Below are 13,276 nucleotides of genomic sequence, written 5' to 3' on the forward strand. Positions count from 1 at the left end.
TTTAATCAGCAAATTTTCTAATTATGTATTGATTTGTAGGATTATCATAATATCCTAAATAATAAAAATCTCCCATTTTAAATAAGGTCTGTGATGACACATCTTTATTTTTATCAAAGAATGTTCTGATTTTGTCAAATGCCAAAGGTTGCAATTCACCTGTAATGTGATTTTCATCTTTATCAAATAATCCTTCAATTTTAACAACCTTTCTTCTAGAATAAGAATTAAAACTTTCCATTGTTGGATTAAATACCGCATAAGAAACCAAAGCTCCAATTAAACCGAATGAGCCCAAAGCAGCTTGGCCAGCTGATTGTTGAACTGCAGAAACGCCTCCAAAAGTTATCAATGTATTTTGACCGATATGATAACATGCAAGACCTAAACTTAAATTATTTACTTTTCGAATAAATTGAGCAGCAGTTTCCAAAGTTCTTTTTCCTCCAAAATCTCCACCTTCCTGATATATCTCTGAATTTTTAAAATCAATTGAACTGCCAGAGTTAACCACTTTTTCTTTTAAAATTGTATCATCTAGATCTTTTATCGTAAAATATAATAAATCAGATGAAGTTTTTATTTGATATAATTTATTGTCAAAATAAAACGAGTTTGAATTTAAAGAGATACGATCCCCTGCTATATGATGCTTTTTTATCATTTTTTCGGTAGTAGTAAAGTCTTTCAAGTCGATAATAATCATCTGTGTATAATCGATGTTGGCGTCAAGTGTTATTGTGATTTGCTTATTGGAAAAATAACATTTTCTTTTTTTTGCAGCATCAGTCAATGAAGTTGGATTTTCTATATTAATGCTTTGCATTGAAAACGGAGCTTCATAAGGAAGTAAATTTTCTTCTAAAACTTCATATAAATTTGATCTTGTATAATCACGATTAAAAAAATGAAATCCTTCCAAAGGAATTGTTTTTACTGAATAATTACCATCGTTATCAAAAATATGTAGTTTTAAATCATTGCTTTTTTTGATGACAGATAAAATATAAAAATGCTCATTTTCACTAAATTTTTGTAAAATCTTTTCGTTTTTTAAAACTAATGAGAATTCTTTTATAGTTGTTTTACGATTACTAAAATCATATAATTGCGAGATAATATTTTCATAATCATTAGATGACCAAAATAATCTAGCGTTTCCATTACTGGAATTATAACCAATCATATCGGTATATGTTTTGCTGTTTGGTCTGTCTGTAGAAATGCTGTCAATAATTTGCATTTGTTCGTTAAGTTGCATAGCTTTTACTTTTGCTTTGTCGCTAACAAATAAACTAACTTCTTTTTTATCGCTGTTTACAATTTGAAAAACATCGCGATTCTTTTTTAATGTAACAGGTGTTGAATTGACTACTTCTTGTGAAAAAGAGATTAAGCTATTTAAAAACAGAAGTGTCAGGAGTATATTTTTATTCATTTAATTTTTCTTAAATTTTTATTTTTTTTGCGAATGTCTTATTTTTTGTTCAAAATTTTATTATTTGATAAAAGTTTTTTAAAAACAAATTGCGTGAATCAATTAAAAACTAATTGATTCACGCAATTTTATAAATTTATAAAACTTTAGTTTACCGTTTCACCATTTGGAGTATCAGCATCCGGATTAATAAAAACCAATTTCCCTTCGGCATTCGTAGTCATCAAAATCATTCCCTGACTTTCAACGCCACGTAATGCTCTTGGTGCCAAATTCACCAAAACAGAAACACGTTTTCCTATAATATCTTCAGGTTTAAAACTTTCGGCAATTCCTGAAACTATTGTGCGAACGTCAATTCCAGTATCCACTTTTAGGACTAAAAGTTTGTTAGCTTTTGGCATTTTTTCAGCTTCCAAGATAGTTCCCACACGGATATCCATTTTGGAAAAATCCTCAAACTGAATCAGATCTTTCTGTGGTTCTGCCACTTTATTTTCTGCGATATTAGCGGTTTTGGTAGCTTCCAATTTGTCTATTTGTTTTTGAATTTCCTCGTCTTCAATTTTAGAAAAAAGCAATTCCGCTTCTCCAATTTGGTGTGCTGTAGGAATCAAATCAGAAGTCTCAGCAACAGTATTCCAATTAATTGAATTTTCAGTTTTCAAGATACGAGTCAGTTTGTTAGCTGTAAAAGGCAGGAAAGGTTCGCACAAAACACTCAACGCTCCAGCAATCTGCAAAGCCACATACATTTGAGTTTTTGTACGCTCTTCATTCGTTTTAATCATTTTCCAAGGCTCTTCATCGGCTAAATATTTGTTTCCAAGTCTGGCTACATTCATCATTTCACCAAGCGCTTCACGGAAACGGTATCTTTCTACCGAACTCGAAATGACAGCTGGATACGCTTTCAATTCGGTCAAAGTAGCCTCATCAACTTCAGATAATTCATTCGGCTGCGGTACAATTCCGTTATAATATTTATTGGTTAAAACCACCACGCGATTGATGAAATTTCCAAAAATCGCTACTAATTCGTTGTTATTTCTCGCCTGAAAATCTTTCCAGGTAAAATCATTGTCTTTAGTTTCGGGAGCGTTTGATGTTAAAGCATAACGCAAAACATCCTGCTGATTCGGAAATTCTTCCAAATATTCATGCAACCAAACCGCCCAGTTTTTGGAAGTTGATAATTTGTTTCCTTCTAAGTTTAAGAACTCATTCGCAGGAACATTATCCGGTAAAATATAGCTTCCTTCAGCTTTTAGCATCGCTGGAAAAATCACACAGTGAAAAACAATATTATCTTTCCCAATGAAGTGAACCAATTTTGTTCCTTTATCTTTCCAGTATGGAGTCCAGTCTTTTCCTTCTCTCTGTGCCCATTCTTTGGTAGACGAAATATAACCAATCGGCGCATCAAACCACACATATAATTTCTTTCCTTCGGCACCTTCAACAGGAACATCAATTCCCCAATCCAAATCACGCGTTACCGCACGAGGTTCTAGTCCTCCGTCAATCCATGATTTTACTTGTCCGTAAACATTCGGTTTCCAGTCATTTTTATGTCCGACAAGAATCCATTCATTTAAAAAATCAGAGTAACGATCCAAAGGCAAAAACCAGTGTTTCGTTGATTTCAAAATAGGAGTTTCTCCCGTAATAGTCGATTTTGGGTTGATTAAGTCAGTTGCGTTTAAAGTCGAACCACATTTTTCGCATTGGTCACCATAAGCTTCTGGATTATCACATTTTGGACAAGTTCCAGTAACAAAACGGTCAGCCAAAAATTGGTCAGCTTTTGCATCATACAATTGCTCGGTTACTTCTTCGATAAAATCACCGTTGTCGTATAATTTTTTGAAGAACTCCTGAGCCGTATCATGATGAATCTTCGCCGAAGTTCTGGAGTAATTATCAAATGCAATTCCAAAATCCGAGAATGATTTTCTTATAATTCCGTCATATTTATCGATTACTTCCTGAGGTGTAATGCCTTCTTTTTTGGCTTTCATAGAAATAGCCACACCGTGTTCGTCGCTTCCGCAAATGAACAATACATCGCGGTTTTGCAAACGCAAGTAGCGCGAATATATATCAGCTGGCACATAAACGCCCGCCAAATGCCCAATGTGTATTGGCCCGTTAGTGTAAGGCAAAGCCGCAGTAATCGTATATCTTTCTGGATTTTGTGTCATGATTTTATTTTATTGGGTGCAAAAATAAGCAATACAATCGAAAGTGTAAAGGTTTTTATTAGGAGCTAATCCCGCTATCCGTTGCAATCTTGTGCGCCGAACCCCGGCACACAAGGATTTTCACTATTATCGGGGCTAGGGCATTTTCGTTTAATTTAAAACATTAGGTTTTTATAAGGGAGTTAGTAACCACAAATAGCAATTCATTACCTTTGCAAATCAATTTATTAAGATTCAAAATCAATGGCAAAAGGATCTGAAAAAAACACCAAAAACAAGGCTTTGCACACCAAACTGCTCAATCGGAAAAAAGCAAAACTTCAGGAAGAGAAGAAAGAAAAGGCTTTACGATTGAAAGTTTTAGTAGCAAAAATAAATCGTAAAAAGAACACTGATGAGCCAGAAGATATTTAACACAATCTGGTATTTGCCATATTTATAGAAGTAGATACCAAGTCAAAGTAATAATGCCTTCGTTCAAGTTTTTATTTTTATATATTTCATTTCTAAAAATAAAAACTTGAACGAAGGCATTTGTTTTATAAAAATCAAAGTACTAATATTTCTTATTTGTTATTTTTTAAAATGAAATATATTATAACTAACTCCAAATGATATGGTGTTGGTTTTTCCTTCAAGGGAAGGACCTATGTAATTGTGATTTTCATCATAGCTGTCTGTTTCTACATCACTTAATAAATTGACCATTCCTAATGTATACCGCAAGTCAAATCTGAAATTGTTATAGCCGCCTGTTATGCCAAATCCAAATCCATAATTGAATTCTGAGGAATGTGAGAGAGCATTTTCATCTAGCAAATGAGGCAGATAATATTGGCCTGAAACATCTGAGCCTCCAGAAGGTGTAAATACATCTTGTAAGGCAGCAAACACACCTGCTTGAGGTCCAATAAAAAATTCATCTTCTTCAGGTTTTAAAATATAATAGTTAAAGTATAAACCAAAATTAAGATCAGAAGCATTATATTTTGAACTACTTGCCTGTTCAAAACCATTTTCTACATATTTTACATCCAAGGTATTGATTCTATAAGTAAGTTCCATTTGATAATTGTAGCTTTCATGATAGCCCATCTGGAAGTTTATTCCTAACAAAAAACCGAGATTAGGTTCGGTAAGCAAATCCGAAGATTTTAGTTCTGTCTGGCTCAATCCTGCAACTGCATAAAAACCTCTCGGTGCTTGGCTGTATATAGTAAGAGTAAAAAAAAGTATACTAAAAAAGAGAAGAATCTGTGTTTTCATTATTATAAAATTATTCATTGCAATTAATATTTTCTGTATCAAAAAAGAAGCTTAAAATCGATGCGCTTTTTTCATCATTATCATCATACTTATCGAGTTTGGCTATTAAATCGGGACAATCTGAAAAATGTTTTCTAATCATTGGCGCTATTTTAGTCCGATCTTCTATTTTACTCTTAGAATTACCAGATGTTACGGTGATTTCATCTAATACCATTTCATTATTATCGATAACGTACAATTCATAGTATGTTTTACTGCTTACAAAGCTCCCGCGGGTAGTGGTTACGGTTACAGCTAATCCAATAAGTTTCTTTTCATCTGTTTCTCCATAAATAAAATAAACATTAGATTTTTTTTTCTGATTCAAATGAAATGACTTTAAAATGCTGGAACCAATTACAGCATAATCGAGATCTTCAAATTTGATATATTTTTCCCAGCTTTTTCCAACTATTGTATAAGATATTCGTTTGTCAATCAGTATAATATTAGTTCGATCGGGTCTAATATATGTTGTTTTTCCCTTTTTGTCCAGAATATAAGATGATTGAGCAAAAGAATTTGTAAAAACAAACAATAGGATTATTAGTATTTTCTTCATTTTAGTTTTCGGTTATTTTGGCTGAAGTTTTAAATGTAAATACTGATTGGCTGAAAACAACATTGCAAAAAACAGCGGTAAGTTTACCATTAGACGATGATAAATAGACAAGTCCTTCTTGAGCATGAGTATAATCTGCAAAATTTAGGCTCACACAAACCTGATCCTTTTTCAAAAATGAGGTTGGACACTCACCACAAATCGAATATATGCCTGGAACTGGTCTTTCTTCACTGGCAAATTCTATTGTTAAACTTCCTCTTAAGCTGCTCGATAGGATTTTGAAATTTTGATTATAATTTGTTGTATATGTAGAAAAATCCAGCTGACTAAACATATCATTTTCAAAAACGAGTGTATTAGCATCTGGATTACATGGAATATCTGGAGCAATGATTTCCACTGCTACACTGCTTTCGCTACTTTCGCAAATACCTTTAATAGTCTTTAATTTATATTCTCCAGACATAGCTGGAGTTATATTCGTAATAATTGGATTTTGCAGACTGGATTGGAAATTATTAGGTCCTGACCAGCTGTAACTAACATCCATATTGGCAGTGGAAACCGCTTTTAAGTTTAAAGTTCCTCCAGGCACTAGTGGAGAATTACTAGAAATAACATTATCAGGAAGATAACAAGTTATTGCTTCATTTGTCGAGCAGCTAAATAATGATAAGGTAAAAATAGAGAGTAACAGGATGGGTAATGTTTTTTTCATAAATAAAGTTGAGCATTGATTTAAAGCGGCTAATATACTTTTTATTAAGTATTTTATCTCTTTTTCCGTAATAAATGTACATTTTTTTTAACCTGATTATTCTCAATAATTTAATAAGGAAATTATTGATTCAAATAATCGAAAAACATTCTCGATTTTTGACAAAAATACATTTCAGTGTGTAGTTTCTCTATTAATAATGTAAATAATTTCAATAATTGTGTAACATGTTTCGGGCACTCAAAAGTTAATTTAGCCATTATTAATTTTTTAAATGACGAGACATGAAAACTAAAAGCATAATAATTGCATTTGCATTAAGTATTGGATTATTTACAGCATCTTGTAGTAATTCTAGTGATGAGAACGAAGGAGAAACAATAGCACCTATAGAAGGGAAATGGAGTATTGTAAAAGTAGGTACCAATGTTAATGGGACAGAGACACTGAGTGATCCTCCACAAAACGTAAGCGGATGTGATCATGATTTCATTAATCTAAAGATCAACAACACGCTGGAGTCTGGAGATTACGATTCGACTGTTAGTCCGTGTGCATTGACAACTACGTCGGGAACATATTCTAGGGCAGGCAGTAAACTAACGCTAACTAGAGGAGGGACTTCAACAACGTATGACATTGTTAATCTTACAGTTAATGAACTGAAAATTAAAAATGGAACTGCAGTAGAAGTTTACATCAGATAATATGTTTGGGGCGCTAGATCCTGATTTTGTTGGGATTTAGTATTAAACGGAAATGATTTTAAAGTCATTTCCGTTTTTTTTAGTGCTTTATTTAAAATAATTTTCAAACTCAGCAGGCAGTTTATTTATTGGTTTTATTTTGATGTTTTTGTAGAAAACTTCGGCAGCTTCGCTTTGTAATTGTATTTTTCCCTCGACTAAAGGCTGGAATTTTTCACCATCAAAATAGCGGGAATTTTGCAGAACCATCACCACTTTTCCGTTGATGATATGAAGACTTTTACCCTCAAAACAAACTAACTCTATTTCTGTCCAGCCATTGTTAGGGGTTTCGGCTCTCATTTTTCGCATACAGAAACCCATATTTTCTGTGTGAGTTCCAAACGGTATAAAGTTTTGGCTTTCGTCTGCCACTGAATTCATCGAACCTTCCGATATATACGCCCGTATGTCAATAGCAGCATTTGCAATGTTCCAATAATCTCCAAAATGTCCTTCCATAATCTGAAATTCCTGCGCCAGCATCCAGGCACGCCAGTAATCTGCTCCGGCCTCACCTTGGGAATGATATAGTACGCCAGCGTCCATCAGTTTCTCGGTTCTAGGTTCCCATTTTTTGATTCCAAACTTAACTTTTAGCTTTAAGCGGTAGTTTCTAAATTTTTCTTTGGTGAAAACACATCCATAATATTCTCCGGAAACCTTGAGTACAGGCTCATTGTTTTCCTTAATTATTGTAAACATGTTATTAGTATTCTGATTGTAGCCAATTGGCTGAATTTCTTTCCCGTCAGCATCGGTTGGAATTTTTCCAGAATATCCATCTTTATGTTTATAACTGAGATACATTTCCCATTTATCGAGACTGTTGTCTAATAAATTTATCCAGCCGTCGTCTGTAGGGCTGGTGTTTTTTGTTAAAGATGTTAAGCTGAAAAAGAGAACAATGACTATGGCTAAAGAAGTTTTTTTCATAAGGCGGTTTTGGTGAATTAACAGAAGTTGTTGCAAACAAAATTAAGGAATTAATCAATCACGAAGTTTGAATATGTATTTAAAAAAGAAAGACATTTCCTTTTTTTTGTTTAATAAATAGTTTTTTATAAAGATATAAAAAGTTGAATTTTAGTATTATTTGGTGCAATTTTGCAACTCATTACATAAATACAATTCACATGGAATTCGGCAGAATCATTATTTCGGAAACCGCTGCAAACAGCGAAAACCCTCAAGACGTTATCAACTCTAATATTTCGGTGATTAACTTAATGCGCGAAGAAAAAATCGATGACGATCTGATTCATGAAGATGCCTTGATGAGTTATTATCTGGACTATTATTACACGCAGTATGTTGCTGGAAATTTTGCAAAATTCGTACATCATTCAGGCTGGAATGACGAGTTAAATGAATTAATTGAAGAAGGTTTGGCGTTGATTGGTGCCGAAAAACATTTGGAATTATTCCAGCAGCTTTCCAAAAAGGTAAAATTGATGAGCAGTGTAAAGCTCAATAAATTCCTAAAAGGGAAACTGGAAGGCGTAAATCCCACAAGAGATATGCTGATCAGCGATACTTTTTTTGAGATTGAAGAAAACTTGGTGACCTTGAATGCCAATTTTTTGAAATCGCATCCTGATTTTGAAGTGCTTTCAGTAGATGAAATGTTCGCCACATTGGAAGAATTCGTTGGGCATGAAATAAAAAGAGAGTAAATTATTATTCCGCAAATAAAAGAAATACGAACGGCGTTCAGTTTGATTTAATTTTAACCGTCAAATTTGGGAAACCAAACGTCATTTATGGACAGTATAACGTCAAATTTGACGTTCCATGGAGGCAAATTTGACCTAGCAAGCGTCAAATATGACGCTCTTGCCATTAGATTTGACGTTCATAACCTCAAATTTGACGCTGATGACGTCAAATTTGAGGTATTATATAAAAAAAGCAGCTCCATAATTGAAGCTGCTTTTTCAGTTTTGATGATTCCGCTCTTGTTAAAATTTTTTCAATTCTTCACAAATTTCAATTTCTTACTACCTGCATTCGTTTGTATATTAACAAAATATACTCCCGAAGACCAAGAGTTAATATCCCAAACGGTTGTTGAGTCTGTTGTTTTTATTTTTTGCCCCGTCATAGTATAGAATTGTGCTTTTTCGAGGGTTATTCCGCCGGGAATATCGAGTGAAAGAATGTTATTTGCTGGGTTCAGAAATAATTGTGCCGCTTTCAGGTCAAATTTTTTGCGGTTTAAGGTGGCTGAATTGCTTTTGGAAATAATATTTTTTTCAGGGTCGAAAGCGATGCTTGTAATCGCAAAAGGGACATTCTCCGTAAAAGTTTCTCCATTAACGGTATTGTTTAAAACCAAATCCAGCTGCTGGCCACCGCTTCCAAAAACCCGAACAGGCACCGGCATCTCAAAAAAGGAAACTGAAGGATCTGATTGTGTTTGGGTGATGGTGAATTTGGCTTGCCCGCTTTCTAAATTCTGAGCTGTAATCGTATAGGATGGATATCCCTGATTGTACACCCAATCGTTAAAGAATTCTGTGAGGCTGTGACCGTAAACTGCTTCTAAATGTGATTGCAAGTCAGGTGTTTTGGCATATTTGTATGCAAGATTAAGATCTTTTAAATAGTTTTTTATTCCTTGAAAAAATAAATCATCTCCTAATTTAAGGCGAAGCATATTGAGAACCATTGCGCCTTTATTGTATGTTAACCGGGAGCTGAAAATTCTGTTTACATCCGAAAGTTCACCATCGGTTACATATACAGCCCCATTGGTTTTGGAGGTGATGTTGTTAATCATTTTGTTTTTTTCGGAAATGAAAGCATTTTGTCCGTCAAAGTTTTCTATAACCAATGCCGAAAGATAAGTAGCAAAACCTTCGTTGAGCCAAATGTCGTTCCATGCGCCGCAAGTGATTTTGTCGCCAAACCATTGGTGTGCCATTTCATGAGCAATTAAGTCTCTGTCAAAACTAATCATAAATGAAACCGTTGTATGTTCCATTCCGCCGCCCCATTCAAACTGGGCATGACCATATTTTTCGGTATGAAAAGGATAGATTTCAAAAAGGCTTTCATATAAATTTAAAATCAGCGGTGTTTGATCTAATTGTGTTTTCACCGATGCTAAAGTTTCCGGATAGATATAATTTATTATTGGATATTGATTAGGAGCAGTTCCTCCCTGCTGATTGTAGACACTATAATTGGTTACCGCTATAGCAACCAAGTAAGCAGGAATAGGATAGCCATGATGGAAATGAGTAGTTTTGTCAGCACCTTTAATTACAGGAGGTTCAGGTTCAATACCATTGGAAACGCTTATATATTGCGACGGAGCTGTAATATAAACGTCAATTGCATCAGTTTTGTCATTTAAATCCTGTTTGCAAGGCCACCAGTCGCGCGCACCATAAGGTTCAGACAAAGTATATAAAATTGGACTGCCGTCATGTAAAGCCAAATTGAAAGCCTGTTCACTGCTGGCAGGAGTACCCGCATACCGAATTTCGACAGTTGTGGCATCTCCCAAATTTAGAACAGCACGCAAGGTAATGACTAATTCGTTATTAGCGTTTTGTACAAAAGGTACCGAAACCCCGTTTTGGGTAACGGTGCTTACTGTTAATTGGCTGGTTAAATCAAAAGTTACAGTGGTAAGATCTGATACAGCAGTAAAAGTACTGGTTACAATTCCTGAAATAAAATACTGAGCTGGATCTACAGTGAATTCCAGTTTTTGGTACGTAAGATCATAATTTTGTGTATTGGGATTTACACTTAAATTCATTTTTTTAGCTGCCAACTTTTGCTCTAATTCGGCAATATCTGATGTTTGACTAACGTTTTTTTGGGCATGAGCCGAAACCATCAGAATCTGTACTATGTACAGCAGGTATTTCTTCATTTTACATTTTATTTGAATATCAAATATAATCAATGATTTTGTATTAAAATTTTTCTTTCAATCAGTTATCATATCTATTAGAATAAAAAAAACCATCTGAGAAGATCAGATGGTTTTTGAAAATTAGTTGTTTGTTTTATAATTTAAAAGTAACTCCAAATTTAGCTCCGCTAGTTCCGGTATTTCCGCCTAATTCTAAATTGATTCCAAATGAGTCATTAAAGAAATAACGGCCGCCTACTTGTAAACCTAGACCTAAAGCATCATTGTCTGGATGAGGATTACCATTATAGTCATCATAATCCCAGATGTAATAAGTAAGACTTGGTCCTGCATAGAAGTCAAAATTACTTGGAATGTCTAATATTCTATTAAAATGATAATTTCCATTAAATCCTATTCCAATAGCAGATGAGTCATAATGGTAACCGTGGTAACCGCTGTCATCTGTCTGAAATGATATTTGGCCTCCAAGTGACCAGTCTTTAGAAATTCCATGATCAAGACCAAAATATATTGGTACTCCCCAGCCTGATATACCTACACCAGCGTTTAATTGAGTTTGACCTTTTGCTAATGGATTTTGAGCAAATATGCTATTTGTTATAAAACCAAATGCGATAATTAGAATAAATTTTTTCATAATTTTTTTTTTAATACAACGCAAAAATATAAGTTTATTATGTTTTTTTTAAGTTTTTTTTGCAACGCGGGCGAACAAGTCAAAGATTTAAATTGCTTGTTATAATTTTGCGTTTTTTAATTACATAATTTGCAGATATTTGGCAAAAATTAGGCTTTTACAAGACAATCATTTTAGCAGAAAATTTTGTTCCGTTATAAATTACCTGAACAATATAAGTGCCGGAAGCTACTATAACGCTTGGTGTAAAACTCAGAATATCCCCGTCAACAGCATATGTATTTCCAAAAATTTTGGAACCCAGCATAGAATAAATGGTTACCTGAACTGTACTGTTTATAAAATTATAGAACAACAGATTAATTTGGTTGGTGGTTATAGGATTTGGAAAAATCTTCATAAAATCAGTATTCGGATAATAGATTGATTTATCAGTTTTAAAAATGGGAAGTTTTTCAAACGATCCGCCCAAAACCGCATCCGATTGTGCCTCGGTCATACATAGCCAATCCTGCATAATGGTGGCATATATTTGTCTGAAATCATGCTGAAAAGGAACCTGGTCGTTAACTGTAGCATTTTGAGGTAAATCTGGAGAAGACCCAATCATTCCAGTAACTGGATTTTCGGTTCCTTCTACAGTCCCTCTTCCTGTATTTAAAGCGGCTCCAAAAAAGAGTACTGGCGCTCCAGATCCATGATCGGTTCCGGAACTGTCATTGCTTTTGATTCGGCGTCCAAATTCGCTAAAAGTCATTCCTGTCACAATATCGGCTTTGCCCATCATTTTTAAATCTTCCTGAAAAGCACCAATAGCCTGTGAAAGTATGCTTAAGTTTTCGGCCTGCTTTCCTAATGTTCTGTCTGTGTCCAGAACCTGATTCTCGTGACTATCAAAAGTTTTGGGATGGTTTACCACATAAATGGGTGTTTGTAATCCGCCATTGATGAGTTTTGCCACAATTCTTAGCTGATCTGCCAGGCCATTTTTGTCGGGATAGGTTGGCGATTGCGGTTTAGGAACATTATATGCTTTTTGAATAGAATCCCGATAGGCATTACTTTGATCTTTCATCAGTCTCAAAAAAGTGAGCTCATGGCCATAATCTGAGTTGGGAGCAGGATCTGAAGTTTCGTTAATTACATTTAATAAATCTTCTGGTTTCTGCACGCTGTAGGCCATGTTGATTTTTGGCCCCTGCAGCGAAAAAGGTAAAGTAGAACCAATTTGTATGGCTAATGGATCTGGCATATCTTTATTTGGATAGCCAGTCGGGAAGCTTGGATACACGGTGTCTAATGCACGACCGAGCCATCCCGACTGCAGTGACTTATCACTATCTGAAGCGGTAAACCAAATATCGGTCGCTCGAAAGTGGCTGTAACTTGGATTTGGATAGGAAACGCCTTGAACAATAAGCATTTTGCCATTATTGTATAGCTGCTGCATTTCTTTCATTGCGGGATGTAAACCTGTTGTATCATTGTAATGCAATTTTAAAACCTCGGTTTCTTTCATCAAAATATTGGAACGTGCGTTTGTCAATTCTTCCCATTTGTCTCTTGGCAAAACAGTATTTAAGCCGTCGTTTCCGCCATTCATCTGAATAATAACTAATATTTTGCCACAGCCAGCGGCAGCAGTTGCAAGTAATTGTAAACTCTCACTCTCGATCTGGGAGGAAGCCATTACCGGAATATGATTAAATACTAATGGTATTGTTGATGCAATAGCAGTTGTCTTTATAAATTTTCTTCTTTCCAT

Annotated in this window: 12 protein-coding genes; 3 read left to right on the top strand and 9 right to left on the bottom strand. The window is 34.6% G+C overall.

Annotated features, from left to right (window positions below; translation table 11 throughout):
* Position 1 precedes the first annotated feature (1 nt).
* Together C8P67_RS20225 and metG are read right to left on the bottom strand one after the other, a co-directional pair.
* The gene (locus C8P67_RS20225; RefSeq protein ID WP_115815010.1) at positions 2 to 1,438 is read right to left on the bottom strand and encodes a hypothetical protein; all 1,437 of its coding nucleotides are present in this window, start codon (positions 1,436 to 1,438) and stop codon (positions 2 to 4) included.
* 146 nt (positions 1,439 to 1,584) lie between these two features.
* On the bottom strand, positions 1,585 to 3,642 hold the full coding sequence (gene metG, locus C8P67_RS20230) for a methionine--tRNA ligase (protein ID WP_115815011.1): 2,058 nt from the start codon (positions 3,640 to 3,642) through the stop codon (positions 1,585 to 1,587).
* A gap of 243 nt (positions 3,643 to 3,885) precedes the next feature.
* Between metG and C8P67_RS22225 the strand changes: the two genes are divergently transcribed.
* Positions 3,886 to 4,056, top strand: a complete 171-nt coding sequence (locus tag C8P67_RS22225) for a hypothetical protein (protein ID WP_170141501.1) — start codon at positions 3,886 to 3,888, stop codon at positions 4,054 to 4,056.
* Between the two features lie 159 nt (positions 4,057 to 4,215).
* On the opposite strand, the gene C8P67_RS20235 is transcribed toward C8P67_RS22225, so the two are convergent.
* From C8P67_RS20235 to C8P67_RS20245, 3 genes are read right to left on the bottom strand one after another with little or no spacing between them, the layout of a single operon-like run.
* Positions 4,216 to 4,908, bottom strand: coding sequence for a hypothetical protein (locus C8P67_RS20235; RefSeq protein WP_147298266.1), 693 nt, complete (start codon positions 4,906 to 4,908; stop codon positions 4,216 to 4,218).
* A gap of 10 nt (positions 4,909 to 4,918) precedes the next feature.
* Complete coding sequence (locus C8P67_RS20240; RefSeq protein WP_115815013.1) at positions 4,919 to 5,512, bottom strand: hypothetical protein; 594 nt, start codon at positions 5,510 to 5,512, stop codon at positions 4,919 to 4,921.
* Between the two features lies 1 nt (position 5,513).
* Entirely contained in the window at positions 5,514 to 6,233 is a 720-nt protein-coding gene (locus C8P67_RS20245) for an immunoglobulin domain-containing protein (RefSeq protein ID WP_115815014.1), read from the bottom strand.
* A gap of 284 nt (positions 6,234 to 6,517) precedes the next feature.
* Between C8P67_RS20245 and C8P67_RS20250 the strand changes: the two genes are divergently transcribed.
* A complete protein-coding gene (locus C8P67_RS20250) occupies positions 6,518 to 6,940 on the top strand; it encodes a lipocalin family protein (protein WP_115815015.1) in 423 nt (140 codons plus the stop codon).
* Between the two features lie 87 nt (positions 6,941 to 7,027).
* On the opposite strand, the gene C8P67_RS20255 is transcribed toward C8P67_RS20250, so the two are convergent.
* Positions 7,028 to 7,915 carry a 3-keto-disaccharide hydrolase gene (locus C8P67_RS20255; protein ID WP_115815016.1) on the bottom strand — a complete coding sequence of 296 codons (888 nt, stop codon included), beginning with the start codon at positions 7,913 to 7,915 and terminating at the stop codon, positions 7,028 to 7,030.
* Between the two features lie 200 nt (positions 7,916 to 8,115).
* Here C8P67_RS20255 and C8P67_RS20260 point away from each other — a divergent pair, with 200 nt between their 5' ends.
* Complete coding sequence (locus C8P67_RS20260) at positions 8,116 to 8,655, top strand: DMP19 family protein (protein ID WP_115815017.1); 540 nt, start codon at positions 8,116 to 8,118, stop codon at positions 8,653 to 8,655.
* Positions 8,656 to 8,951: 296 nt separating this feature from the next.
* Here C8P67_RS20260 and C8P67_RS20265 read toward each other — a convergent pair whose 3' ends face one another.
* From C8P67_RS20265 to C8P67_RS20275, 3 genes are all read right to left on the bottom strand, one after another.
* The gene (locus tag C8P67_RS20265; RefSeq protein WP_115815018.1) at positions 8,952 to 10,868 is read right to left on the bottom strand and encodes a M1 family aminopeptidase; all 1,917 of its coding nucleotides are present in this window, start codon (positions 10,866 to 10,868) and stop codon (positions 8,952 to 8,954) included.
* A 136-nt stretch (positions 10,869 to 11,004) separates the two neighbouring features.
* Positions 11,005 to 11,511 carry a hypothetical protein gene (locus C8P67_RS20270; RefSeq protein WP_115815019.1) on the bottom strand — a complete coding sequence of 169 codons (507 nt, stop codon included), beginning with the start codon at positions 11,509 to 11,511 and terminating at the stop codon, positions 11,005 to 11,007.
* A 157-nt stretch (positions 11,512 to 11,668) separates the two neighbouring features.
* On the bottom strand, positions 11,669 to 13,276 hold the full coding sequence (locus tag C8P67_RS20275; protein WP_115815020.1) for a DUF1501 domain-containing protein: 1,608 nt from the start codon (positions 13,274 to 13,276) through the stop codon (positions 11,669 to 11,671).

This window comes from Flavobacterium aquicola, assembly GCF_003385115.1.
GTDB classification, from domain to species: Bacteria; Bacteroidota; Bacteroidia; order Flavobacteriales; family Flavobacteriaceae; genus Flavobacterium; species Flavobacterium aquicola.

Bases quoted from the DNA above. Each gene is read 5' to 3' on its own strand.
- C8P67_RS20275 (WP_115815020.1), bottom strand. From the start codon at position 13,276: ATGGAAAGAAGAAAATTTATAAAGACAACTGCTATTGCATCAACAATA.
- metG (WP_115815011.1), bottom strand. From the start codon at position 3,642: ATGACACAAAATCCAGAAAGATATACGATTACTGCGGCTTTGCCTTAC.
- C8P67_RS22225 (WP_170141501.1), top strand. From the start codon at position 3,886: ATGGCAAAAGGATCTGAAAAAAACACCAAAAACAAGGCTTTGCACACC.
- C8P67_RS20255 (WP_115815016.1), bottom strand. From the start codon at position 7,915: ATGAAAAAAACTTCTTTAGCCATAGTCATTGTTCTCTTTTTCAGCTTA.
- C8P67_RS20250 (WP_115815015.1), top strand. From the start codon at position 6,518: ATGAAAACTAAAAGCATAATAATTGCATTTGCATTAAGTATTGGATTA.
- C8P67_RS20245 (WP_115815014.1), bottom strand. From the start codon at position 6,233: ATGAAAAAAACATTACCCATCCTGTTACTCTCTATTTTTACCTTATCA.
- C8P67_RS20270 (WP_115815019.1), bottom strand. From the start codon at position 11,511: ATGAAAAAATTTATTCTAATTATCGCATTTGGTTTTATAACAAATAGC.
- C8P67_RS20240 (WP_115815013.1), bottom strand. From the start codon at position 5,512: ATGAAGAAAATACTAATAATCCTATTGTTTGTTTTTACAAATTCTTTT.
- C8P67_RS20265 (WP_115815018.1), bottom strand. From the start codon at position 10,868: ATGAAGAAATACCTGCTGTACATAGTACAGATTCTGATGGTTTCGGCT.
- C8P67_RS20260 (WP_115815017.1), top strand. From the start codon at position 8,116: ATGGAATTCGGCAGAATCATTATTTCGGAAACCGCTGCAAACAGCGAA.
- C8P67_RS20235 (WP_147298266.1), bottom strand. From the start codon at position 4,908: ATGAAAACACAGATTCTTCTCTTTTTTAGTATACTTTTTTTTACTCTT.
- C8P67_RS20225 (WP_115815010.1), bottom strand. From the start codon at position 1,438: ATGAATAAAAATATACTCCTGACACTTCTGTTTTTAAATAGCTTAATC.